Raw genomic sequence first — 24,268 nt, 5'->3', positions numbered from 1 at the left:
CCTTAACCACTGTTTGCGGCGCTGTCAAAGCCAAAAGCCGGCGTCACAAAACCAAGTCCTGAAAGGCCTCGCGGCAAGTGACGACCATGGGGATGACCATTTCGCCTCGCCGTGATACGAGACCGCCGCAACAAATGAAAAGCGCCGGCCCGCCGGCATTCCGTCCAGGGAAATTCCATGTCTCACGCCGCCGCTGCCAAGCCGGCCACCGCCCGCAAATCCGAGGCCCTTTCCGGCACCGCGCGCGTGCCGGGCGACAAGTCGATCTCGCACCGCTCCTTCATGTTCGGCGGCCTCGCCTCCGGCGAAACCCGCATCACCGGCCTGCTCGAGGGCGAGGACGTGATGCGCACGGGTGCGGCCATGAAAGCGATGGGCGCGCATATCGAGAAGCGCGGCGCCGAATGGGTGATCCGCGGCACCGGCAACGGCGCGCTGCTGCAGCCGGAAGGCCCGCTCGACTTCGGCAATGCCGGCACCGGCTCGCGGCTGACCATGGGTCTCGTCGGCACCTATGACATGGAAACCACCTTCATCGGCGACGCCTCGCTGTCGGGCCGGCCGATGGGCCGCGTGCTGGAGCCGCTGCGCCAGATGGGCGTGCAGGTGCTGAAGGCGACGCCCGGCGACCGCATGCCGATCACGCTGCATGGCCCCAAGCACGCCGCCCCGATCACCTACCGCGTGCCGATGGCCTCGGCACAGGTGAAGTCGGCGGTGCTGCTCGCCGGCCTCAACACGCCCGGCATCACCACCGTCATCGAGCCGATGATGACGCGTGACCACACCGAAAAGATGCTCAAAGGCTTCGGCGCCAATCTTTCGGTCGAGACCGACGAGCGCGGCGTGCGCCACATCTTCATCGAGGGCCAGGGCAGACTGACCGGCCAGACGATCGCCGTGCCCGGCGACCCGTCCTCTGCCGGCTTCCCGCTCGTCGCCGCGCTGATCGTCCCGGGTTCGGACATCGTGATCGAAAACGTGCTGATGAACCCGACCCGCACCGGCTTGCTGCTGACGCTGCAGGAAATGGGCGGCAAGATCGACATCTTGAACCCGCGCAATGCCGGCGGCGAGGATGTCGCCGATCTGCGCGTGCGTTATTCCGAGCTCAAGGGCGTCACCGTTCCGCCCGAGCGGGCACCGTCGATGATCGACGAGTACCCGGTGCTGGCCGTCGCCGCCAGCTTCGCCGAGGGCGAGACGCTGATGCAGGGGCTGGAAGAATTGCGGGTGAAGGAATCCGACCGGCTGTCGGCCGTCGCCAACGGGCTGAAGCTCAACGGCGTCGACTGCACAGAGGGCGAGGCTTCCCTTGCCGTTCGCGGCAGGCCGGGCGGCAAGGGCCTGGGCGGCCATCCGAACGGCCTGGATACCACCGTGAAGACCCATCTCGACCACCGCATCGCCATGAGCTTTCTGGTGATGGGACTGGCGACGGAAAAGCCTGTCACCATCGATGACCAGGCGATGATCGCGACCAGCTTTCCGGAGTTCATGGGGCTGATGACTGGGCTGGGCGCGGAGATCGGGTGAGCGTGGCAACCAAGCGCCCTGGAGATTGGGGGCCGACATCCCTCCCGTATGGGCCGGACGCCAGGCTTTGCGAAGCGTTGGCCAGCAAATGAACCACACCTTTACCATCGCCATAGACGGCCCCGCCGGCGCCGGAAAAGGCACCCTCGCCCGCCGTCTCGCCGACCATTACCGGCTGAACCTGCTCGACACCGGCCTCACCTATCGTGCCGTTGCCTACGCGCTCATCCAGCACGCATTGCCGCTCGACAATGTCTCGGCGGCGGAAACCGCGGCCCGCCAGGTCGACCTGGCAACGCTCGACCGCACGGTGCTGTCGGCACATGCCATCGGCGAGGCCGCCTCGAAAGTTGCGGTGTATCCGACCGTGCGGCGCATTCTCGTGGAAAAGCAGCGTGCCTTCGCCAGGACGCCGCCGGGCGCGGTGCTGGACGGGCGCGACATCGGCACGGTCGTATGCCCCGACGCCGACATCAAACTCTATGTGACGGCAAGCGCCGAGGTGCGGGCCAAGCGTCGGCTGGCCGAGATCGAAAGCATCGGCGGCACCGCCAATTTCGCCGAAATCCTCGCCGACATCGTGCGCCGCGACGAGCGCGACATGGGCCGTGCCGACTCGCCGCTGAAGCCTGCCGCCGACGCGCACTTGCTTGATACCAGCGAAATGGCTATAGAAGCCGCGTTTCTCGCGGCCATGGCGATCGTTGACGACGCGCTGGCCAGGAGAAACAAGGCCTGATCCGGGTTTTCTCCCGCGTTTCCGTTGCCGGAAGCGCAGAAAATACCCATATCGGGCACGAACCAGCCTGCCAGCATTCTTCATGCGCCGGAATTGCCGCTTAAAATGCGGCCCAGGGCTTTTTTAAGCCCGGAACGCCGGCAGGCCAACGCAACGCTAACCCACGGCGCCCCGTCCCGCTCAAAGATGCGGGGCACTCCAGGAGAAACAATGTCAGCTGCAAATCCCACTCGCGATGATTTCGCGAGCCTGCTCGAAGAATCATTCACCACCGGCCACTCCGGCGAAGGTCAGGTCGTCAAGGGCACGATCACCGCCATCGAAAAGGACATGGCCATCATCGACGTCGGCCTCAAGGTCGAAGGCCGCGTGCCGCTGAAGGAATTCGGCGTCAAGGGCAAGGACACCACCCTCAAGGTCGGTGACACCGTCGAAGTCTATGTCGAGCGCATCGAGAACGCGCTTGGCGAAGCGATGCTTTCGCGTGAAAAGGCCCGCCGTGAAGAGAGCTGGGTCCGTCTCGAAGAGAAGTTCACCAAGGGTGAGCGCGTCGAAGGCGTCATCTTCAACCAGGTCAAGGGCGGCTTCACCGTCGACCTCGACGGCGCCGTGGCCTTCCTGCCGCGCAGCCAGGTCGATATCCGCCCGATCCGCGACGTCTCCCCGCTGATGCACAACCCGCAGCCATTCGAGATCCTCAAGATGGATCGCCGCCGCGGCAACATCGTGGTGTCGCGCCGCACCGTGCTCGAGGAGAGCCGCGCCGAACAGCGTTCGGAAATCGTGCAGAACCTCGAAGAAGGCCAGGTTGTCGAAGGCGTCGTCAAGAACATCACCGATTACGGTGCGTTCGTCGACCTCGGCGGCATCGACGGCCTGCTGCATGTCACCGACATGGCCTGGCGCCGCGTCAACCATCCGACCGAAATCCTCAACATCGGTCAGACGGTCAAGGTGCAGATCATCCGCATCAACCAGGAAACCCACCGTATCTCGCTCGGCATGAAGCAGCTCGAGAGCGACCCGTGGTCCGAGATCGGCACCAAGTTCCCGATCGGCAAGAAGATCAAGGGCACCGTCACCAACATCACCGACTACGGCGCGTTCGTCGAGCTGGAGCCGGGCATCGAGGGCCTCATCCACGTTTCGGAAATGTCGTGGACCAAGAAGAACGTGCATCCCGGCAAGATCCTGTCGACGACCCAGGAAGTCGACGTGGTGGTGCTCGAGGTCGATCCGGCCAAGCGCCGCATCTCGCTCGGCCTCAAGCAGACGCTGGAGAATCCGTGGGAAGCCTTCGCACGCAGCCATCCGGTCGGCAGCCAGGTCGAGGGCGAGGTCAAGAACAAGACCGAGTTCGGCCTGTTCATCGGCCTGGAAGGCGACGTGGACGGCATGGTGCACCTCTCCGACCTCGACTGGACTCGTCCGGGCGAGCAAGTCATCGAAGAGTACAATCGCGGCGACATGGTCAAGGCGCAGGTGCTCGACGTCGACATCGACAAGGAGCGCATCTCGCTCGGCATCAAGCAGCTGGCCCGCGACACGGTCGGCGAAGCGGCGACTTCGGGCGAACTGCGCAAGAACGCCGTGGTCACCTGTGAAGTCATCGGCGTCAAGGATGGCGGTCTCGAAGTGCGGCTGGTCGACAGCGGCATCGAGACCTTCATCAAGCGCTCGGACCTCAGCCGTGACCGCGACGAGCAGCGCCCCGAGCGCTTCACCGTCGGCCAGAAGGTCGATGCCCGCGTCATCGCCTTCGACAAGAAGACCCGCAAGCTGCAGGTCTCGATCAAGGCGCTGGAAATCGCCGAAGAGAAGGAAGCGGTCGCCCAGTACGGCTCGACCGACTCCGGCGCTTCGCTGGGCGACATCCTGGGTGCCGCGCTGAAGAAGCAGGGCAACTAAGGCGTCAGCCATAGCCAGCACGCCTCGCGTGCGGCCTTACAAAAAGACCCGCCGGAGCGATCCGGCGGGTCTTTTCTTTACGGGAACATAAACTTCATCGCGTATTTGCCGGTGGTCCAACGGAACACTTCCATGAGCACTGGCGCCATTCGTGCCGCTGCGCAGCCTTCGGGGTTGCTGCGCCTTTACACCAGCATGCCTGTCCTGTTCTGCTTTTGCGCAATGGCGATCCTGACGACCGCTCTGTGGTGCCTGGGCTTCCAGCTCAACAATGACGCGGACGATCTCCTCAAGCTGCACGAAATCCGCACTTTGCTTGAAACGGGCAACATCTTCGACCGCACGCTGCCCGGCATCGTCCAGCCCGAACCCTATGTCTCACACTGGCCGTGGATCGTGGACCTGCCCTACGCCGCCTTCGCGCGCCTGTTCGCGCCGTTTGCCGGCTTCGAGCCGGCTCTGACGGTGGCAAGCTTTGCCGTCCCGCTGCTGCTGCTGGCGCCCGCGCTCTATTTCTACAATAGGCTGGTGACAGCCATCGGCTTTGCCTACCCGGCCGTGGCATTGCCGTTGGCCTTGATCTTTGCCGCGCGCAGCTTTTTCGAATTCGCCCCGGGACGGATCGACTATCACAATCTGCAAATCCTGCTTCTGCTGGCGGCGCTGGTTTTGATGATGTCGCAGAACCGCTTTTCGGCCTTCGTCAACGGGCTGCTGACCGCCCTGGCAATCGCCGTCAGCGCCGAATTCGCGCCGTTCTACGCGCTGGTGATGGCGGTCTATGCCTTCGACTGGATCTTCGACCGCGAGGGCGGTGAAAGCAGGATCGTCGGTTTCGGGCTTGCCTTGACCGTCGGCGCAATCGCCCTGTTCGCGGCGATCGTGCCACCCTCTGCCTATACCGCGGTCAGATGCGACACCTATTCGACGCCGCATGTCACGGCACTGGTCGCGGCCGGGCTTTCATTCGCCGTCGTGCCTTTGCTTGCCGGCCGGCGTGGAGGGTGGCCGATGCGCTCGGCAATTCTACTGGTGTTCGCGGCGGCCAGCGCTGCGGTGCTGGCGGTGTTGTTCCCGCAATGCCTGGCCAGCCCCTATGCTTCGATCGACGCCTATGTCCGCGACAATATGATCAACAGAATTCTCCAGGAATTGAGCCTGTTTCGGCGCCCCGATGTCGTCCTGTCGACAGGTTTTCTCAGCATGGCGCTGCTGTTTATCGGCGCGCTTGCGCCAGCCGTGATCTGCGCCAGGCCGGAAGGCCGAAGCCGGCCTCTCGTCATATTGGCGCTGTTCGCGCTGGTCTCGCTGGCGCTTGCGATCGGCTATGTCCGCTACTACCGCTACCTTCCGATCTTTTCCGGCATCGGCCTCATCTTCGCCCTGGCGAGCCTCCTGCCGAATGCGGGCTTGGGTCGTTATTTGAAATCTCCGGTGCCGGCGGCATCGCACGGATACGCACTGATCCTGCCCGGTCTCGTTTTGTCCGGAGCAATGGTGCTGTACCATTTGTCGGTAAAACCGGCACACGCGGCGGTTCCCGCCGCGGAACTTGCCGACGGCTGCTATTCCAGCCCTTTTGAACCGGAACAGGGTTGGCCGTCCGGCGCAATCGTTCTTTCTCCACCGCTGATCGGCTCGCGTTTCGTCGCCCTTGCCGAAGGTCCCAAGGTGGTGACGATCCCCAACCATCCATCGGCCAAGGGCATCGAGCGCAGCTATCGTTTTCTGGATCCGGCGACCGCCGACCCACGCGCGATACTCGATGCCTCCAAGGCAACGCATGTGGCGATTTGCGCCTGGCGAGGCCCGCCATTGCCGGGACTGGAAGCCGCCTATCCATTCGCGGCGGGCCTGATTGAAGGCCGGCCGCCGGCATGGTTGCGGGAGTGCCCGACGAAAGCTTCATCGCCGTTGCGCATCTACAGCTATCGCAATGCCGATGGATCGGATGCCGCGTGCCCGACTTCGACGCTCGCCGCTCAGGCCCGGCCGTAGAGCGGCACCAGCGTTCCACTCATCGCCTGGTTGGCCGGCGAGGCGAGATAGGCGATGGCTTCGGCCGCCGCCTCGAGGCTGACCCATTTGCTGAAATCGGCATCCGGCATGTCGGCGCGGTTTGCCGGCGTATCGAGCGTCGACGGCGCCACGGCATTGACCAGGATGCCCTTGGCCTTGACTTCTTCGGCCATCGCCACCGTCATGGCCGCGACCGCCGCCTTGCTGGCGGTGTAGGCGACCATGCCGGCGCCGCGCCTGGGGTCGAGCCCGGCGCGCGCGGAGACATTGACGATGCGGCCTGATGTGCCCGATGCCAGCATCGAGCGGATCGCCGCGCGGCTGCACAGGAAGGTGGTGCGGGCGTTGGTGTCCATCATCTCGGCAAAGGAAGCCGATTCGATCTTTTCCACCGGCGCCATCGTGAAGCCGCCGGCGAGATGGATCGATCCCCACAAGGCAGGAACCTGGGCATAGAAGGCTTCGACCTTGGCGGAGTCCGATAGGTCGACATTGTGCGCCAGCTTGACGTTGTCGTGGGCGGTGAAAGGAAATTGCTGGGGTGCTGCGGCGTGCGCGTTCGGCACGTGGCAGATAGCGCCCTGTTCCAGCAGCCGGCCAACCACCGCACCGCCGAGCGCGCCGGTCCCACCGGTCACAACGATATGCCTGCCTTGAAGTGTTTCCGTCATCCTGGACCGCTCCTGTCGTATTTTTATGATTGTGTCGCTTGTTGTGCCGCCCCGACGCGAAGCGTCGCGCCTTTCGGGCGATCACTCAATTGATATCTCGACATGGCAGCCGTCGCGTCTTTGCATGCGTCACAACGCATATTATGGCAATGGCATCAGTCATGCGGCCGTTGCGGTACAACAGCCGAGCCGGGGAATGGTCCGATGCAGACGAGAAAATCAACGCTGGGCTGAAAGCCTTCAATCGACGGTGATTTCGATGACGCAAGGCAATCCGGTTGCCCGGGCGCGCTTCAAGGCCTGTGGCAAGGCGCCGATATCGGCGAGCCGTTCGGCTGATATGCCATAGGCCTCGGCCAGCTTGCAGAAATCCGGAGGCGCCGGCGAGACCCCGACGGGCTCGACGCCGACATCGAGCATCGAGGTCTCGATCTCGCGATAGCCCCTGTTGTTCCAGACCACGAAGATGACCGGCGCCTTTGCATCGAGCGCCGCGCCAAGTTCGGGTAACGTGAACTGGAATCCGCCATCGCCGGTCAGGCAGACAACCGGCGCGCCGGGCACGGCAAGTGCGGCGCCGATTGCCGCCGGCGGGCCGTAGCCAAGCGCGCCGAAGCCGGTGGCGGCGTTGAACCAGCCGCCCGGCCGGTCGTGATCATAGCAGAGGTTGGCGGCGTAGACCGGTTGCGTCGAATCGCCGACGATGATGGCCCCCGGCAAGGCATCGCGGATCATTTCCACGGCATGCACCTGCGCCATATAGGCCAGGCTCAGCTCGGCCGATGCCGCCCTCCGTGCGGCGGCGGCGCGCACCTCGCCGTCCGGCGCGGCAGGATGAGCGGAACCGATCGCGGCAAGCAAGGCTTCGATCGCCTCGGCGCAGTCGGCCTGGATGCCGACCGTCACCGCGCGACGTGCGAGCTGGTCGGCGCCGATGTCGATGCGAATCAGGTTGGAAGGCAGCACAAAGCCGCCGTCGCCATAGCCGTCATAGTCGGTCGGGCCGAATTCGGTGCCGGCGGCAATCACCAGATCGGCCTCGGCCATCAGGGCGCGAACCGCTTTCAGGCTTGGGCTTGCCGGCACGCAGAGCGGGTGGCGGTGCAGCAGGCCACGCGCGTTGGTGGTCTCGACGACCGGCGCGCCCAGTGTCTCGGCCAGGCGCCGCAGCGCCGTCTCGGCTCGCTTGGCGCCGCCACCGGCCAGGATCAGCTGGCGGCGCGCTGCGGCGATGAGTTTGGCAGCTCTGGCAATGGCCGCGCCATCCGGCGCCGGAGGCGCTGCGTTGCTCAACAGTGCCGCGATATCGTCGGCCGGCTCGACCATGACATCGGTCGGGATCTCGATGTGCACCGGGCCCGGCCGCGAGGATGAAAACAGCGCGAAGGCCTGTGCCAGCGCGTCAGGCAATTCGCTGGCCCCGGTGACGCGCCGCGACAGCAACGCCACCTTTTCCATCATGCCGCGCTGGTCCGGCAGCTCATGCAGGAAGCCCAGCCCCTTGCCCAGCGTCGGCATTGCGTTGACGCCCGATATGACCAGCATCGGCACCGAATCGGCGCGCGCCTGGCCCATGGCGGTGATGGTGTTGGTCAGCCCCGGCCCGGTGATGACGAAGGCGACGCCTGGCCTGCCGCTGGCGCGGGCATAGCCGTCGGCCATGAAGCCGGCACCCTGTTCATGGCGCGGCGTGACGTGGCGGATCTTCGAGCGCGCAAGGCCACGGTAGAGCTCGACGGTGTGGACGCCCGGAATGCCGAAGACGGTATCGACGCCATGCGCTTCGAGCAGCGTGATCAGGGCTTCGCCGAGTGTTGTCATTGATTGTCTTCCCTTTCCGGCGCGAGGCCCAGTTCGGCCTCTACAGTCTTGATGCCGATCGCCGCCAATTCGCCGGGCGAGAACATGTCGCCGGCCAGGCAGCCTTCCATCCAGAGCCCGTCGATGATGGCATTGATCGCGATGGCATGGTGGCGCAACTGGCTTGCGTCCAGTTCGCGCCGTTCGGCGGCGAGCACCTCGGCCACAACGGCTTCCACCTCGTTGCGAAAGCCGAGGTAGCCCTCGCGGTGGGCGCGAGCCAGGCTTGGGTCCGCACCGGCGCGGCCGATGAAGGTTGCCCAGAGTGAAAACACCCGCGCGTCGATGATCGGCACGTTGAGGTTGGCGGTGACGAAAGCGGCAAGGCGCTGGCGCGGCGAGGCATCTTCCATGACCAACGCCGCTTTCGCCTGCTCGGTCATGCGGCCCATGAGGGCGGCATAGGCTTCCTGCAGCAGTTCTTCCTTGCCGGGGAAATAGTGCCGGATCAGGCCGGCGGTGACGCCGGCGCGCAATGCGATGGTGCGCAAGGTGGCGCCCTGCAGGCCATGTTCCGCCACGCTGTCCAGAGTTGCCTCGATCAGATCCTGCCGCCGCCGCTCCTCGCCCTCGCGACGGAACCTGCGGCGGGATGGCGTATTCATTGGCGCAGGATTGGCCGCGTCAGGCATGTCGGCCCGCCTTCGCAGGCGATGCAGAGCGCATCCGCCTCGAAGATCTCGACCGTGCAGCCGGCGGCTTCCATCGCGGCTTTGGTCTTTGGAAAGCCCGCGACGGCAATGACCTTGAGCGGGTTGGTCGGCAGCACGTTCAGGCTGAGGCCGTTGGAAGCCGCGAACTCTTCTGCATCGCCTTCGACCAGACGGATGCCGCGCGCCTTCAGCATCTGATAGAAAGGGGCCGGCAAAAGCGGTGAATAGACCAAAGCGAGGTCGTCGGCCAGCGGGCTGATCACAGACATCAGATGCAGGCAGGCCTCTTCGCCCTGCCACAACGGAAGGTCAAAACCGTAGACGGAAACGCCCAGCGGCGTCAGCAGGTTGGAGATCTGCTGGATGCCTTCCTGGTTGGAACGGACACCGCGTCCAATCACCAGCGTGCGCGCATCGAGCCAGACACAGTCACCGCCTTCGACCTGGCCTGGGGCCTCGACGCGGCCGAGGATCGGAATGCCCAGCCTTCTGTAGGTCTCCTCATGCAGCGAGGGCTCCCGGGCGCGCAACGGCTTGCCCATGGACAGGATCAGCGCGCCGCGGTCGGTCATCAGCGATGGGTCGTGCGTGAACACCGAGTCCGAAAGTCCATCGGCCTTGTCCTCGATCCATTCGATTTCAGCGCCGGAGGCCGCCACCAGTTCGGCAAGCGCCGCGTGCTGCGATGCTGCTTTCGCCGGATTGAATCCTGGGCCATAGTGCCAGGCAGCTCTGTCGGCGTCGCGCATCGCGTTGGCCGCCGACCGCATCAGCACGCGTCGCAGCGGCGCTGCCATGGATTGTGATCCGAAAGCGCTCATCGAGGCCCTTTTTTTGCTGAAAAAAACCGAGAAAATTTCATGGAGGGCTATTTATACACTTGCACAACAAGCTCGCAAGTGCCGTAATGAGCGGGATTGACGGGCTCGCGCCGTTGGGTCCATGCTGAAGTCTGGAGCGGGGCAGTACAGCGTATATGTTGATTAGCCGGATAGACGTTCGACGAACTGCCGACGACGATGCAGAGGTCAGCCGGTGAGCGCTGTGGAAGCTGCCGCAGTCTCATCCGGCAAGGCGCAGAGTGGCGCCGCCGAAGCCATCCATGTCGAAAACCTGCACAAGAAATTCGGCCAGTTGCATGTGCTGAAGGGCGTGTCGCTCTCGGCGCGCGACGGCGAGGTGATCGCCATCATCGGCGGCTCGGGTTCGGGCAAATCGACGCTGCTGCGCTGCATCAACTGCCTGGAAAATCCGACCAGCGGCATCATCCGCGTCAATGGCGAGGAGATCAAGCTCAAGGCGGACAGCCATGGCCACACCGTTCCGGCCGACCGCAAGCAGATTGAGCGCATCCGCTCCAAGCTCGGCATGGTGTTCCAGAACTTCAACCTGTGGAGCCACATGACGCTGATCGAAAACGTCATCGAGGTTCCCGTGCACGTGCTCGGCGTCAAGCGCGACGAGGCGATCGCCCAGGCCGAAAAACTGCTGGCGCGCGTCGGACTTGCCGAAAAGCGCGACGTCTATCCGGCCTATCTTTCTGGCGGGCAGCAGCAGCGCGCCGCGATCGCCCGCGCGCTCGCCATCAATCCGCGCGTCATGCTGTTCGACGAGCCGACCTCGGCGCTCGACCCCGAACTGGTCGGCGAGGTGCTGAAGGTTATCGGCGATCTGGCGCGCGAAGGCCGCACCATGGTGCTGGTCACCCATGAGATGAAATTCGCCCGCGAGGTCGCGACCCATGTCGTCTATCTCTACAACGGGCTGGTCGAGGAAGAAGGGCCGCCGGAGCAGATCTTCGGCGCGCCGAAATCCGAAAGGCTCAAGCAGTTCATCCGCAACATCGGCTAGGGACAGGCCGGGACGGACGAAAACCGGGAACCAACAACAAACTGGGAGTTTGAAATGAAGACTGTTCTGAAGACATTCGCCGCGGCGCTGCTGCTCGGCGTCGCCGCCATGGGTGTGGCCAAGGCCGATCCGGTCAAGATCGGCGTCGCCGCAGAGCCCTATCCGCCCTTCACCTCACCGGATGCTTCGGGCAAATGGGTCGGCTGGGAGATCGACTTCATCGATGCCGTGTGCGCCGAGGAGAAACTCGACTGCGTCATCACGCCTGTCGCCTGGGACGGCATCATCCCGGCGCTGACCACCAAGAAGATCGACCTCATCGTCTCGTCGATGTCGATCACCGACGAGCGCAAGAAGACGATCGACTTCTCGGACAAGTACTACAACACGCCGACGGCGATCATCGGACCGAAGGACCAGAAGTTCGGCGCCACGCCTGACGACCTGAAGGGCAAGGTGGTCGGCGTCCAGGTGTCGACCGTGCACGCCGTCTACGCCAAGAAGCATTTCGGCGCGACCGCCTCTGAAATCAAGGAATACCAGACCCAGGACGAAGCCAACCAGGATCTCGCCGCCGGCCGCCTCGATGCGGTGCAGGCCGATTCCATCGCGCTTGGCGAATTCCTGAAGTCCGACCAGGGCAAAGCCTGCTGCGACCTGAAGGGCATGGTGGCTCCGGACGACGAGGTGCTCGGGCCGGGCGTCGGCGCCGGCGTGCGCAAGGAAGACACCGACCTGAAGGAAAAGATCAACGCCGGCATCAAGGCGATCCGCTCCAACGGCAAGTATGACGAGATCTCGAAGAAATATTTCGATTTCGACATTTACGGCGGCTCGACGCAGTCGAACTGACGCCCCGCGCATGAGCCGGAGGGCATGACGCCATAGTCGTGCCCTCCCGCCTATCCTTCCCACGCATGCCTGCCGCCGGCCGCTGGCGTCGGCGGAAAGAGCCAGCAATCCGGGGGCAAAGCTGATCGACGCGTTTCTTCCGGCCTCGGCGGCCGGTATCATCGAACTTCTCTCGCCCGCGCCCATCGGCTGGGGCGGCACACTCATGCTCGGGCTGTTGCATTCGCTCGAGATTGCCGTCGGCGCCACGATCGTCGGCCTGCTCATCGGTATCTGCGGCGCCTATGGCAAACTCTATGGCGGACCTGTCGTGCGCGACCTGCTCGCGGTCTACACCACCGTGGTGCGCGCCGTGCCGGAACTGGTGCTAATCCTGCTGCTCTACTATGCCGGCACCGACCTGATTAACCAGGTGCTGACCGCTATCGGTTACCAGCGTGTCGATATTAGCGGGCTGGTGGCAGGCATAGCCGTGCTCGGCTTCTGCCAGGGCGCCTATTCGACGGAGGTCATGCGCGGCGCGATCCTGGCCATCCCGCAAGGCCAGATCGAAGCCGCCCGCGCCTTCGGCATGTCTCCCGGCCTTCTCTTGCGGCGCATCACGCTGCCGGCGATGCTGCCCTTTGCCATTCCAGGTCTCGCCAATCTGTGGCTGATCGCGACGAAGGACACCGCGCTGCTGGCCGTCGTCGGCTTCTTCGAGTTGACGCTGGCGACACGGCAGGCGGCAGGCGTCACCAAGGCTTATCTGATATTCTATCTCGCCGCCGGCGTTCTCTATCTCGCGGTGACGCTGTTTTCGAACTTCCTGCTTGGCCGCGCCGAGAAATGGGCGCGGCGGGGCATGCCTTCGGTCAAGGAGGCACGCTGATGGCGGGCGAAGCGGCCATCATCAACACGGCGGCGCGCGCCTCGCTCTGGCTGCAGCCGCATCGCATCGTCCTCGTCCTGATCGCGCTGGGGCTGGTGCTGTCGGCCGCCTATTTCATGCGCTGGAACTGGCTGCCGCAATATTGGGAAATGGGCCTGATGGGCGTCTGGCGGGCCCTGTGGATCCTGGCCGTCACCTGCGCGCTCGGCTTCCTGATCGCAGTGCCGGTCGGGCTGGCACAGGCCGCCGGCTCAATCTGGGTCGCGGCGCCGGCGAAAGTCTTCTGCACCATCATCCGCGGCACGCCGCTGCTTCTGCAGCTGTGGCTGCTCTATTACGGGCTGGGCTCGCTGTTCCCGCAATATCCATGGATCCGCGACTCCTGGATGTGGCCCTATCTGAGGCAGGCATGGCCGTACGGCGTTCTGGCTCTCACGCTGTCCTTCGCCGGTTACGAGGGCGAAGTGATGCGCGGCGCCTTTGCCGGCGTGCCCAAGGGGCAGCTGGAAGCCGCCCGCGCCTTCGGCATGAGCCGCTGGAAGATCCTCCGGCGCATCTGGCTGCCGCAGGCCTTCTACCGGGCGCTGCCGACGCTGACCGGCGAGACCGTGCTGCAGTTGAAGTCGACGCCGCTGGTGGCGACAATCAGCGTGATCGATATCTTCGCCGTCGCCGGCAAGGTGCGGCAGGACACCTACCTTACTTATGAACCCTTGCTGCTGCTGGCGTTGATCTATATGGCGATCACCGGCATTCTTGTCCTTGCCCTCAGCCGGATCGAGGCGCGGATTCCGGTCAAGGTCGGTTAGTGAGGAGCGAGTAGCGAATAGTGAGTAGAAGCGGCTCGCTTCATGCCCTATTCACTACTCCCTACCCACTACTCCCTTAGAGGCAGCTACTATGCAACTCAGTCTCGACCAGGCAAGAGGACTGTGCCGGATGGCGGCACTCGGCGCCGGCGCCAATGAGGAGGCGGCGCAGTCGCTCACCGCCTCGATCATCGCCGCCGAGGCGGAAGGGCTTTCGACCGTCGGCCTGTCGCATTTCATCGATTATCTCGAAGCGCTGGAGGCCGGGCGCATCGACGGCAATGCCGATCCGGTGATCACAAGGCCGGCGCTGGCCGTCTATCTCTCCGATGCACGCGGCGGACTGGCGCATACCGGCTTCGACCGGACGATCGACGATCTTGCCAAGGCGGCAAAGCTGTTCGGCGTCGCCATCTTCTCGCAGAAGAACGCCTATACGTGCGGCGCGCTCGGCTACTTTACCGGCAGGCTGGCTGCGCAGGGGCTGGTGTCCTTCGCCGCGACCAACGGCCCGGCGGTTCTTGCCGGCTCGGGCTCGGTCAAGCCGGTCTATTGCACCAACCCGATGTCGTTTGCCGCGCCCGCCGCCGACGGCGCGCCGCTGGTCATCGACCAGTCGTCGAGCGCCACTGCCTTCGTCAACATCCGCAAGGCGGCCGAAGACGGCAAGAAAATCCCCGAAGGCTGGGCGCTGGACGCCAGCGGCAACCCGACCACCGACCCGGCGGCGGCCATGAAGGGCGCCATGCTTGCCTTTGGCGGCCAGCGCGGCGCCAACATCGCGCTGATGGTCGAAGTGCTGGCTGCCGGCCTGTCGGGCGCCAACTGGTCGCTCGACGCGCCGTGGTTCACCGGCGGCCCGGATAGCCCCGGAACCGGCCTGTTCGTGCTGGCCGTCGAGCCCAAGCTGCTCGATCCGGATTTCGAACAGCGCATGAAGGACCAGCTCGACCGCCTGCGCCGCCGCTTCGGCGTGCATGTTCCGGGCCGCGCCCGGGCTGAAACCGCCGAGAAGGCGCAGGCGCGCGGCATCACCGCGCCCAAGGCGGTGGTGCAGCGGATTTCCGAATTCGCCGAGCGCTATTCGGCCTGAATAATCCATCATTTCAGACAGTTACCTGAAGGCTGTCGGCGCGGGGCGCGCGGCGGTGCGATTTTTTTTGCGCGCCGCTGAACCTTTTTGCCCGTTGCGACCACCCAGCTTTGTCCAGGGCAAGGCGAGCTTGCCCGATCCACACCGAGGGAAACAGCAAACGAAAGCGAAAGCCTGCTTCATGCGGAGGGATGTCCTTCGCACCTCGGAACCTCAACCGACATCAAAGGAAAATTGTCATGACCAACACCAAGATCACGATGCTCACCGCCGTCCTTCTTCTCGGTTCGTTCATGGGCGCAACCCAGGCGGCCACGTTGAAGGCTGCTCCGGCCAAGCCGTCCACCCCCGGCGTCATCACCGCCCCGAGCGGTGGCGCCACCGAGGACCATTATTGCAAGAACGGCCACGCCAAATTCGCCAATTGCAGCGCCGATTTCATCGCGGCCTGCAAGAAGGTCGGTGGCACTATGTCGGATGTTCAGGGCTGGGGTGGGCGTACTTGCTTCACGCCCTCCTGATACCGTCTCAGGTCAGGCCGCTCCGTCGGCCCCTGGCTTCGCATGGATGTCATCCGGAAAACCCCGCTTCGGCGGGGTTTTCTGCGTTTCGTGCGGCTGGTGACCGCCTGGTTCCACTGGTGATCATGGGCCACGGTTGTCGGGTGCCGAAAAGTCCCTTTGTGGGCCGCGATCCTGTTGTTCCTCGCCATTCGCGGCGGCAAACGCCACTCGGTCGAGGCCCGCATCGGCAAGGCACTCTGACAAGCTTTCAAGAGGGGTGACGCGACGACGCGTCACCCTTTGCCTTTGGCGCAAAACCGACTATGAAACGGCTTCAGCCAAGCCATCTGGAAAGTGCGCCGGAGCCAGCCATGACCGAAATCCTGCAGACCCCAAAGCTTGTCGTCGTCTTTGGCGGGTCTGGCTTTGTCGGCCGCCATGTCGTGCGCGCGCTGGCCAAGCGCGGCTATCGAATCCGGGTTGCCTGCCGGCGGCCCGATCTTGCCGGCCATTTGCAGCCGCTCGGCAATGTCGGTCAGATCCAGCCGGTGCAGGCCAATGTGCGCGTGCGCTGGTCAGTCGACCGCGCCGTGCAAGGAGCCGACCATGTCGTCAATCTCGTCGCCATCCTGCATGAGACCGGCCGGCAGAAATTCCCCGCTGTGCACGAATTCGGCTCCCGCGCGGTCGCCGAGGCGGCGCGTTCGGTCGGTGCCGGGCTGACCCATATTTCAGCGCTTGGCGCAGATGCGGACTCCGAATCGGATTACGCGCGCACCAAGGCACTTGGCGAGAAGGCCGTGCTCGAGACGATCAACGACGCCGTGATCTTCCGGCCGTCGATCAATTTCGGACCGGAAGACAGCTTCTTTAACCGCTTTGCCAGCATGGCGCGCTATTCGCCGGTGCTGCCACTGATCGGCGGCGGCCAGACCAAGTTCCAGCCGGTCTATGTCGGCGACGTCGCCGAAGCGGTGGCGCGCTCGGTCGACGGCAAGATCAATCGCGGCCAGATCTACGAACTCGGCGGCCCCAACGTGCTCACCTTCAAGGAGTGCATGGAAGAGCTGCTGACCGTGATCGAGCGCAAGCGCCTGCTGGTGCCGGTGCCGTGGTGGGTGGCCAACATCCAGGCCTCGATCCTCGGCCTGTTGCCCAATCCGATGCTGACCAAGGACCAGGTGATGCAGCTGCGCGAGCACAACATCGTCTCGGAAGCCGCCGCCAAGGCCAACAGGACACTCGCCGGGCTCGGCATCCAGCCGCAATCGATCGGGACGATCCTGCCCAGCTACCTCTGGCGCTTCCGCGCCGCCGGCCAGTTCCAGCAGCGCAAGCCCGCGGCTTGATTCACCGCAACCGCCTGAAAGGCACGCCTAGCGCGGCGTGACCTGCATTGGTAGCCCACCTTGCGGTTGGGTCGTCAGCTTCTGCACCGGCCAAGGCCTGGTCTCGGCAGTGGTGTCGAAGCGGAAGCGCGACAAGAGGATGGCGAGCGCGATGATCGCCTCCTGCATGGCGAAGCTGGCACCGATGCAGACGCGCGGCCCCGCACCGAAGGGCAGATACTGGAAGCGATCGATCTTTTCACGGTTGCCCGGGTGGAAGCGCTCGGGCAGGAAGGCATCGGGCCTGTCCCACAGCTTCCTGTGGCGGTGGACGACCCAGGGCATGACCAGCACGGCCGCGTGCTTGGGGATATAAAGATCCTTCCACATCTCCGGCTCGATCGGCTCGCGGTTGATCGAGGGCGCCGGCGGATAGAGCCGGAGCGCCTCGTCGAAGGCGGCGCGGGTCAACGGCATGGCGTCGAGCCACTTCGTCGGATCGGGTTCGCGCGCCAGCACCTCATCGATCTCCTGCTCGACCCGGTTGCGTTCCCATGGCGATTCGGCGAGGCAGTAAAGCGTCCAGCCCAACGCCCGCGCGGTGGTCTCATGACCGGCGCCGATGAAGGTGATGATGTTGTCCTCGACCTCCGAGCGCGTCAGCCCGTCGGGACCTTCGGCCTTGAGCAACAGCGTCAGGAAATCCTGCGGCACCGCGTCGGGATCGCGCCTGAATTTCTCCTCGCGCATCTTGACCGTATCGGTCACGATCTTGCGGAAATAGGCCATGGTCTTGCGGCCGCGAATGCGGGTCAGACGCGGCAGCCAGTCGGGGGCGCGCAACAGATCGAGCGGATCGACGCGGCCCATGGTCTCGAACAGCCGGTCGATTTCGTTGGCGAAACTGCCCGGCTCGCCCGCGATCTCGCCGGAAAACAGCGTCTCGGCCAGGATATCATAGGTGAGCAATGTCATGTCGTGGGCGATGTCGGATGTGCCGCCCGCCTCGTAGCGGGTGACGAACTCCTTGGTGCGTTTCAGCATGGGCTGGGCAAAGCCGAAGATATGGCGCGGCGTGAACACCGGCGCCATCGCCTTGCGCGACCGTTTCCACACTTCGCCCTCGGCGGTCAGCAGGCCATCGCGCAGGATTGGCCGCAGGATCTTCTGGCGCACCGTCGCCATCTTGTAGTTCTTGGCGTTGTCGACCAGAACATGGCGGATGAGGCCGGGATCGTTGGCGACGATCAGATGGCCACCGACGCCATTGGCGGAAATCCACGGCTCGTTGTAGGTCGGCTCGCCCCAGAGTTCGAGCGGATTGCGATAGACGATGCGGATCATCTCCAGCGTCGAAGGCGGCGAGGTGCGCGGCTTCGGCGCGGGAGGAACGAAGGGGGCGGGCTGAATGTCCATGAAGTGCTCCGCTGCTCACATCAATGTAGTGGCTGGCGATCCCGACGTCCATGTGACCGGACGGCAGGCAATTCGCGGCGCCCGGCAAACGCTCCGTTCATCCGGTCGTGACCGCCCGCTCCGGCATCCCGCCTTGTCCGCCGGCACGCTCTGCCGTAGTGACAGTCACCAACAGATACCGCCTGACAAAGGAGCCCGCCTTGAAGCACCAGTTGAGCATCATCATCGGCAGCACGCGGCCCGGCCGCGCCGGCCCGATTTTTGCCGAGTGGCTGGAGACATTCGCGCGCCAGCACGGGAAATTCGAGCCGGTGCTGACCGACATCGCCGCGTTCCACCTGCCGGTGCTGGACGAGCCGCACCATCCAAGGCTTGGCAATTATCAGAACGATCACACCAAGGCCTGGTCGAAGGCGATCGACGCCGCGGACGCCTTCGTGTTCGTGGCGCCGGAGTATAATTATTTCGCAGCGCCCGCGATCGTCAACGCGATCGACTACCTGCTGCGCGAATGGAAGTACAAGCCGGCCGCCATTTTCAGCTATGGCGGCGTGTCCGGCGGCCTGCGCGCTGCGCAGGCGCTGAAGCCCCTTTTGACGTCGGTGGGGATCATGCCGATCCCGGAAGGCGTCGCGCTGCCGATGTATCAGAAGCTGCTCGACGAGAACGGCGCCTTCAGCGCCAGCGAACAGGTGACCGGCGGCGCCAGCACCATGCTGGACGAGCTGTTGCGCTGGAGCGAAGCGCTGAAGCCGCTGCGCGCTGCCTGAAAGGGCCGGTGTTTGGCCAAACGCGCCGGCTTGCCCGCGCCGTAAAGAGGTGGAATGGTCGGCAAGTGACTGAGCCGGGGGCGGTTCGACTTGCGCTTGCTGTTTGCCTTGCTGCTGACGATTGCGACCACCGCCACCGCGGTGGCGGAACGGCGCGTGGCGCTGGTCATGGCAGAGGACGACTATCGGCTGGTGCGGCCGCTGGCCAATCCCATCCATGACGGCGAGGCTATGGAAGCCGCGCTTAAGAAGCTCGGCTTCGAGGTCACCCTGGAAACCAACAGGGACCTTCGGCGCATGCGGCGCGCGCTCGACGACTTTCGCGAGGATGCCAGGGGCGCCGATGTCGCGCTGGTCTATTTCTCCGGCCATGGCGTCGAAATCTCAGGCGACAACCGGCTGCTGCCGGTCGATGCCGACGCGTCTTCGCTCGATCAACTGAACAAGACCAGTCTGCCGCTGGAGGAGGTGCGCGATGCCGTCGCCGCGACCGCCAAGGTCGGGCTGATCGTGCTCGACGCGTGCCGCAGCGATCCCTTCTCGGCAAGCAGCGGCGAAGGGCGTGGCGCGACTTCGCTGACGAAGGATGTCGCCGACAAGGTCAAGCCGGGCCTCGGCCGCGTCGGGCGTGCCGAAAACATCCTGTTCGCCTTCTCGGCCGCGCCTGGCGAGACCGCCGCCGACGGCGCTGGCCAGAACTCGCCCTTCACGACCGCGCTGACCAAATATCTCGGCACGGATGGATTGGAGATCCGCTCGGTGCTGACGCTGGTGCAGCAGGAGGTCTATGACCTGTCGCGCGGCAAGCAGTTGCCCTATGTCGAAAGCGGCCTGCCGAAGCTGTTCTTTGCCGCTGCGGCCAAGGAACAGCTGCCGGAGCGCGAACGGCTGCTGCTCGCCATGGCCGACGTGACCCCGGAAATGCGCGGCGAGGTCGAACAGATCGCCAGCGACGCCGACATGCCGCTGGCGCCGCTTTATGGCGCGCTGATCAGTTCCGACGCCAGCCATCTCTCCGCCGACAGCCTGAACGTCCGGCTGCGCGAGGCCGCCGACGCCTTCGTCAAGGTGCGCGGCGAAATGAAGACGCTCGCCTCCGACGATCCGCAGGTGGCGGAATTGCGCCGGCAGGCCGAGGAACAGCTTTCGCTCGGCGCCTTCGATGGTGCCCGCGCTCTTCTGGCCAAGGCCGCCGACATCGACAATGTTTCGCGCCAGGCGCTGAAGGTCAATTTCGTCAGCCGCACCCTGTCCGAGGCCGCGACGCGTTTCCTATCCGGTGGTGCGGCGCGCGCCGACCTCGACTACGCCACGGCCATCGGTGACTATGAATCGGTGCTGGCGCTCTATGGCGAGGCCGGGCAGACCTCGCTCAACCCGGAGCAGGCCGATCGCCAGAGCCGCACGCTGGAGGAACTCGGAATTCTCTATACGACGGTGGGCAATGTCGAGGCGGCCGGCCGCGCCTTTACCGCACTGTTGGCCAACCTCGAACAGCGGTCGCGCCAGGAAACCGACCCCAGCGTCAAGCGCGATCTCGCCATCAGCCACATCAAGCTCGCCAACATGAAGATGGTGCAAGGCGACCTGCCAACCTCTCTGGAGCACTATGAAGCGGCACGGGACATGCTGCAGGACCTGACCGCAAGCGTGCCGGACGAGAAAGGCTGGCTCGGGGATCTTGCCATGGCCAATGACAAGATCGGCAACGTGCTGGCAACGCAGGGCGATGTGGGTGCGGCGGCCAAGGCCTACCAGGAAAGCCTGTCGATCAAGCAGCAATTGGCCGATGCCGAGCCGAACAGCGCCTACGTGCTGCGCGACCTGACCATAACCTATGATGAAATCGGCGACCTTGCCCGGACCGCCGGGCAGTTGGACGGCGCCCAGACGGCCTTTGAAGAGAGCCTGAGAATTCGGCTTGTGCTGGCTGAGAACAAACCCGAGGACCCTGAGCGCCAGCGTGCGGTTTCCGTCAGCCACGAGAGGATCGGGGATGTACTGCGCGAGCGCGGCGATGCCGCCGGTGCGCTCGTGGCCTACAGCAAGAGCCAGGCGATCGCCGAGGAACTGGTGCGCCGTGACCCTAACGACACCGACTTGAAGCGCGACCTGTCGATCAGTTACGCCAAGATCGGCAACGCGCTCAACGACCAGGAGAACTGGCCGGCCGCGCTGGCTTCCTATCAGCAAGCGCTGGCCGTGGCGCGCGAACTTGCCGCTGATGACCCTGGCAACACCGACTGGCAGCGCGACCTGTCGGTCTGCCTGGAAAAAGTTGCCGGTGTGCTTGATGCCCAGGGCAATGTCGGCGGCGCATTGCAAAACTACCAGGATAGTCTTGCCATTGTCGACCGGCTGACCAAGCTCGATCCAGGCAATTCCGACTGGCAACGCGACCTGTCGATCACGCTCTCGGAAATCGGCATGCTGGAGACCAAGCAGCGCCACTTCGAGGGCTCCGAGAAGGCCTTCGAGGCCAGCCTCGGCATCCGCCAGAAACTGGCCCAGTCCGATCCGAACAATGCGATCTGGCAATTTGATCTGGTACAGGCCTACATCAACTATGCGTATGTGGCGAAGGATCCGAAGGCTGTGCTGACCAAGGCGCTGAACCTGACGCTGGAGCTCGACCGCACGGGCCGGCTGGCTCCAAGAGACAAACCCGCGATCAAATATTTGCGCGGCCTTCTCGCCAAATTGAACGCCCGGAAAAAATAGCCGGCTGCCAGCCCGGGATTCGGCCCGGAAATGCCCGCAAACCTTGGAAAAACCGCCTTTAGCGCCTATATCTACGCTATATCAGACGCGCGATTCGGGGCCGATTTTTCGCGCTGTACAAGCGGCATCTAGACAATAGGTTTTCATGAGCGACCAGATCGAGAACACCAACGGCGCCGAAGCCGAATACGGCGCCGATTCCATCAAGGTTTTGAAGGGCTTGGACGCAGTCCGCAAACGCCCGGGCATGTATATCGGCGACACCGACGACGGTTCCGGCCTGCATCACATGGTCTACGAGGTGGTCGATAACGCCATCGACGAGGCCCTGGCAGGGCACGCCGACCTCGTCACCGTGACGCTCAACCCCGATGGTTCGGTGACGGTGATCGACAATGGCCGTGGCATTCCGACCGATATCCACACCGGCGAAGGCATTTCGGCGGCCGAAGTGATCATGACGCAGCTGCATGCCGGCGGCAAATTCGACCAGAATTCCTACAAGGTGTCGGGCGGCCTGCATGGCGTCGGCGTCTCGGTGGTCAACGCCCTTTCCGCATGGCTGAAGCTCAAGATCCGCCGCAACGGCCAGATCTTCGAAATGAGCTTCACGCACGGCAATGCCGATGCGCCGTTGAAGGCCACGGGCAGCTACGAGCAGGACAGGCAGCCCGGCACCTATGAGGGCCGCAGCGGCAGCTCGATCACCTTCTTCCCGTCGGCCGAAACCTTCACCATGGTCGAGTTCGACTTCGGCACGCTGGAGCACCGCCTGCGCGAGCTCGCCTTCCTCAATTCCGGCGTGCGCATCATACTGACCGACGCCCGCCACGCCGACGTCGTGCGGCATGAACTGCACTATGATGGCGGTCTCGAGGAGTTCGTCAAATATCTCGACCGGATCAAGAAGCCGCTGATCGAGAAGCCGATCGCCATCAAGGCCGAGCGCGACGGCATTACCGTCGAAGTGGCGATGTGGTGGAACGACAGCTACCATGAGAACGTGCTGGCCTTCACCAACAACATCCCGCAGCGCGATGGCGGCACCCATCTGGCCGGTTTCCGTGGCGCGCTGACGCGCCAGATCACCGGTTATGGCGACTCCTCGGGCCTGACCAAGAAGGAAAAGGTCTCGCTGATCGGCGACGATTGCCGCGAAGGGCTGACGGCGGTGCTGTCGGTCAAGGTTCCCGATCCGAAATTCTCGTCGCAGACCAAGGACAAGCTGGTTTCCTCCGAGGTCCGCCCGGTGGTCGAGGGGCTGGTCAACGAGGCGCTCGGCACCTGGCTGGAAGAGCACCCGACCGAAGGCAAGGTGGTCATCGACAAGGTGATCCAGGCCGCGGCGGCGCGCGAAGCCGCGCGCAAGGCGCGCGACATCACCCGCAAGAGCTCGCTCGGCGTCACCTCCTTGCCCGGCAAGCTGGCCGACTGCCAGGAGCGCGATCCGGCGAAATCCGAAATCTTCATCGTCGAGGGTGACTCGGCCGGCGGCTCGGCCAAGGGCGGCCGTTCGCGCCAGAACCAGGCCATCCTTCCCCTGCGCGGCAAGATCCTCAATGTCGAGCGGGCGCGTTTCGACCGCATGCTCGGCTCCGACATGATCGGCACGCTGATCACGGCGCTCGGCACCTCGATCGGCAAGGACGAGTTCAACGCCGACAAGCTGCGCTACCACAAGATCATCCTGATGACCGACGCCGACGTCGACGGCGCCCATATCAGAACCTTGCTGCTCACCTTCTTCTTCCGGCAGATGCCGGAGCTGATCGAGCGCGGCCATCTCTACATCGCCCAGCCACCGCTTTACAAAGTGACGCGCGGCAAGAGCTCGCAATACATCAAGAATGAAAGCGCCTTCGAGGAGTTCCTGATCGAGTCCGGGCTGGAGGACGCTTCGCTGACGCTGGGCTCGGGGGAAGTGCGGACCGGGCAGGATCTGCGCGGTGCGGTCGACGATGCGCTGGCTGTGCGCCAGCTCATCAACGGCCTGCACACGCGCTATAACAGAGGCGTGGTCGAACAAGCGTCGATCGCCGGCGGTCTCAACCCCGACGTCTTCAGCGATCTTGGCCGCGCCAACGCCATGGCGGAGCGGATCGCACAGCGCCTCGACATCATAGCCGAGGACACCGAGCGCGGCTGGACCGGCCGGATGTCGACCTCGAATGACGGCAGCGGCGGCTATGTCTTCGAGCGCACCGTGCGCAGCGTCAAGGAATACGCCCATCTCGACATGGGGCTGGTCAATTCGGCCGACGCCCGCCAGCTCGACCGCTACGCACAGCGCCTCAGCGAGGTCTACGGGACGCCGCCGGTGCTGCGCCGCAAGGATGTCTCCGAAACCGTCTCGGGACCGCTGGCGCTGCTCAACGCGGTCTTTGCGACCGGCCGCAAAGGGCTGACCATGCAGCGCTACAAGGGTCTCGGCGAGATGAACGCCGAGCAATTGTGGGAAACCACGCTCGACCCGAATGTACGGTCGCTGCTGCAGGTGAAGGTCAACGACGCGACCGATGCCGACAGCCTGTTCTCGCGGCTGATGGGCGACGAGGTCGAGCCACGGCGCGAATTCATCCAGGACAACGCGCTGTCGGTCGCCAATCTGGATATTTGATGCATGTCATCACCCAAAACCGTGCAGCGGTTTTGGGCGAACGACATGCAG

Annotated in this window: 19 protein-coding genes; 14 read left to right on the top strand and 5 right to left on the bottom strand. The window is 64.3% G+C overall.

The annotated features are described in order from the left end of the window. The first annotated feature begins 177 nt into the window (after positions 1-177). The 4 genes from aroA to FJV83_RS13285 all read left to right on the top strand — a co-directional run bounded on the left by aroA (position 178) and on the right by FJV83_RS13285 (position 6,181). Positions 178-1,536 (top strand): 3-phosphoshikimate 1-carboxyvinyltransferase, encoded by a 1,359-nt coding sequence (aroA, locus tag FJV83_RS13300; protein ID WP_142886122.1) that lies wholly within the window; start codon positions 178-180, stop codon positions 1,534-1,536. An 88-nt stretch (positions 1,537-1,624) separates the two neighbouring features. Then, on the top strand, positions 1,625-2,275 hold the full coding sequence (gene cmk / locus FJV83_RS13295) for a (d)CMP kinase (protein WP_095789458.1): 651 nt from the start codon (positions 1,625-1,627) through the stop codon (positions 2,273-2,275). Between the two features lie 210 nt (positions 2,276-2,485). Continuing rightward, positions 2,486-4,183, top strand: a complete 1,698-nt coding sequence (gene rpsA / locus FJV83_RS13290) for a 30S ribosomal protein S1 (RefSeq protein ID WP_095789457.1) — start codon at positions 2,486-2,488, stop codon at positions 4,181-4,183. 132 nt (positions 4,184-4,315) lie between these two features. After that, positions 4,316-6,181, top strand: coding sequence for a hypothetical protein (locus tag FJV83_RS13285; protein WP_142886121.1), 1,866 nt, complete (start codon positions 4,316-4,318; stop codon positions 6,179-6,181). On the opposite strand, the gene FJV83_RS13280 is transcribed toward FJV83_RS13285, so the two are convergent. The 4 genes from FJV83_RS13280 to FJV83_RS13265 form a co-directional block, all read right to left on the bottom strand. After that, complete coding sequence (locus tag FJV83_RS13280; protein ID WP_142886120.1) at positions 6,166-6,873, bottom strand: SDR family NAD(P)-dependent oxidoreductase; 708 nt, start codon at positions 6,871-6,873, stop codon at positions 6,166-6,168. The two genes, FJV83_RS13285 and FJV83_RS13280, sit on opposite strands and share 16 nt — an antisense overlap. 240 nt (positions 6,874-7,113) lie before the next feature. Continuing rightward, positions 7,114-8,694 (bottom strand): 5-guanidino-2-oxopentanoate decarboxylase, encoded by a 1,581-nt coding sequence (locus FJV83_RS13275; RefSeq protein ID WP_142886119.1) that lies wholly within the window; start codon positions 8,692-8,694, stop codon positions 7,114-7,116. Beyond that, positions 8,691-9,338, bottom strand: coding sequence for a TetR family transcriptional regulator C-terminal domain-containing protein (locus FJV83_RS13270; protein ID WP_185973395.1), 648 nt, complete (start codon positions 9,336-9,338; stop codon positions 8,691-8,693). Before FJV83_RS13270 ends, FJV83_RS13275 begins: the two co-directional genes overlap by 4 nt. Beyond that, on the bottom strand, positions 9,335-10,207 hold the full coding sequence (locus FJV83_RS13265; RefSeq protein WP_140888399.1) for a dimethylarginine dimethylaminohydrolase family protein: 873 nt from the start codon (positions 10,205-10,207) through the stop codon (positions 9,335-9,337). Before FJV83_RS13265 ends, FJV83_RS13270 begins: the two co-directional genes overlap by 4 nt. A gap of 214 nt (positions 10,208-10,421) precedes the next feature. Between FJV83_RS13265 and FJV83_RS13260 the strand changes: the two genes are divergently transcribed. The 7 genes from FJV83_RS13260 (at position 10,422) to FJV83_RS13225 (ending at position 16,714) form a co-directional block, all read left to right on the top strand. Further along, positions 10,422-11,237, top strand: coding sequence for an ABC transporter ATP-binding protein (locus FJV83_RS13260; RefSeq protein WP_095789454.1), 816 nt, complete (start codon positions 10,422-10,424; stop codon positions 11,235-11,237). 54 nt (positions 11,238-11,291) lie between these two features. After that, positions 11,292-12,089 carry a transporter substrate-binding domain-containing protein gene (locus tag FJV83_RS13255; protein WP_019862782.1) on the top strand — a complete coding sequence of 266 codons (798 nt, stop codon included), beginning with the start codon at positions 11,292-11,294 and terminating at the stop codon, positions 12,087-12,089. Between the two features lie 205 nt (positions 12,090-12,294). Next, entirely contained in the window at positions 12,295-12,960 is a 666-nt protein-coding gene (locus FJV83_RS13250) for an ABC transporter permease (RefSeq protein WP_019862781.1), read from the top strand. Beyond that, on the top strand, positions 12,960-13,769 hold the full coding sequence (locus FJV83_RS13245) for an ABC transporter permease (protein ID WP_142886117.1): 810 nt from the start codon (positions 12,960-12,962) through the stop codon (positions 13,767-13,769). Before FJV83_RS13250 ends, FJV83_RS13245 begins: the two co-directional genes overlap by 1 nt. Before the next feature lie 91 nt (positions 13,770-13,860). Then, positions 13,861-14,862 (top strand): Ldh family oxidoreductase, encoded by a 1,002-nt coding sequence (locus FJV83_RS13240; RefSeq protein ID WP_095771605.1) that lies wholly within the window; start codon positions 13,861-13,863, stop codon positions 14,860-14,862. 239 nt (positions 14,863-15,101) lie between these two features. Continuing rightward, positions 15,102-15,383, top strand: coding sequence for a hypothetical protein (locus FJV83_RS13235; protein WP_095771604.1), 282 nt, complete (start codon positions 15,102-15,104; stop codon positions 15,381-15,383). Between the two features lie 353 nt (positions 15,384-15,736). Further along, positions 15,737-16,714 (top strand): complex I NDUFA9 subunit family protein, encoded by a 978-nt coding sequence (locus tag FJV83_RS13225; protein ID WP_095771937.1) that lies wholly within the window; start codon positions 15,737-15,739, stop codon positions 16,712-16,714. Positions 16,715-16,741: 27 nt separating this feature from the next. Here FJV83_RS13225 and FJV83_RS13220 read toward each other — a convergent pair whose 3' ends face one another. After that, a complete protein-coding gene (locus FJV83_RS13220) occupies positions 16,742-18,109 on the bottom strand; it encodes a cytochrome P450 (protein ID WP_142876192.1) in 1,368 nt (455 codons plus the stop codon). Between the two features lie 200 nt (positions 18,110-18,309). Between FJV83_RS13220 and FJV83_RS13215 the strand changes: the two genes are divergently transcribed. The 3 genes from FJV83_RS13215 to gyrB all read left to right on the top strand — a co-directional run bounded on the left by FJV83_RS13215 (position 18,310) and on the right by gyrB (position 24,217). Then, the gene (locus tag FJV83_RS13215) at positions 18,310-18,879 is read left to right on the top strand and encodes an NADPH-dependent FMN reductase (protein WP_095789493.1); all 570 of its coding nucleotides are present in this window, start codon (positions 18,310-18,312) and stop codon (positions 18,877-18,879) included. A 90-nt stretch (positions 18,880-18,969) separates the two neighbouring features. Further along, positions 18,970-21,600 (top strand): caspase family protein, encoded by a 2,631-nt coding sequence (locus FJV83_RS13210; protein ID WP_246691855.1) that lies wholly within the window; start codon positions 18,970-18,972, stop codon positions 21,598-21,600. Positions 21,601-21,745: 145 nt separating this feature from the next. After that, positions 21,746-24,217, top strand: coding sequence for a DNA topoisomerase (ATP-hydrolyzing) subunit B (gene gyrB, locus FJV83_RS13205; protein ID WP_142886116.1), 2,472 nt, complete (start codon positions 21,746-21,748; stop codon positions 24,215-24,217). The last annotated feature ends 51 nt before the right edge of the window (positions 24,218-24,268 follow it).

Source organism: Mesorhizobium sp. WSM4307 (assembly GCF_007003945.1).
In the GTDB taxonomy this organism is placed as follows: Bacteria; Pseudomonadota; Alphaproteobacteria; order Rhizobiales; family Rhizobiaceae; genus Mesorhizobium.
This window is presented reverse-complemented; position numbering and strand designations above follow the sequence as displayed.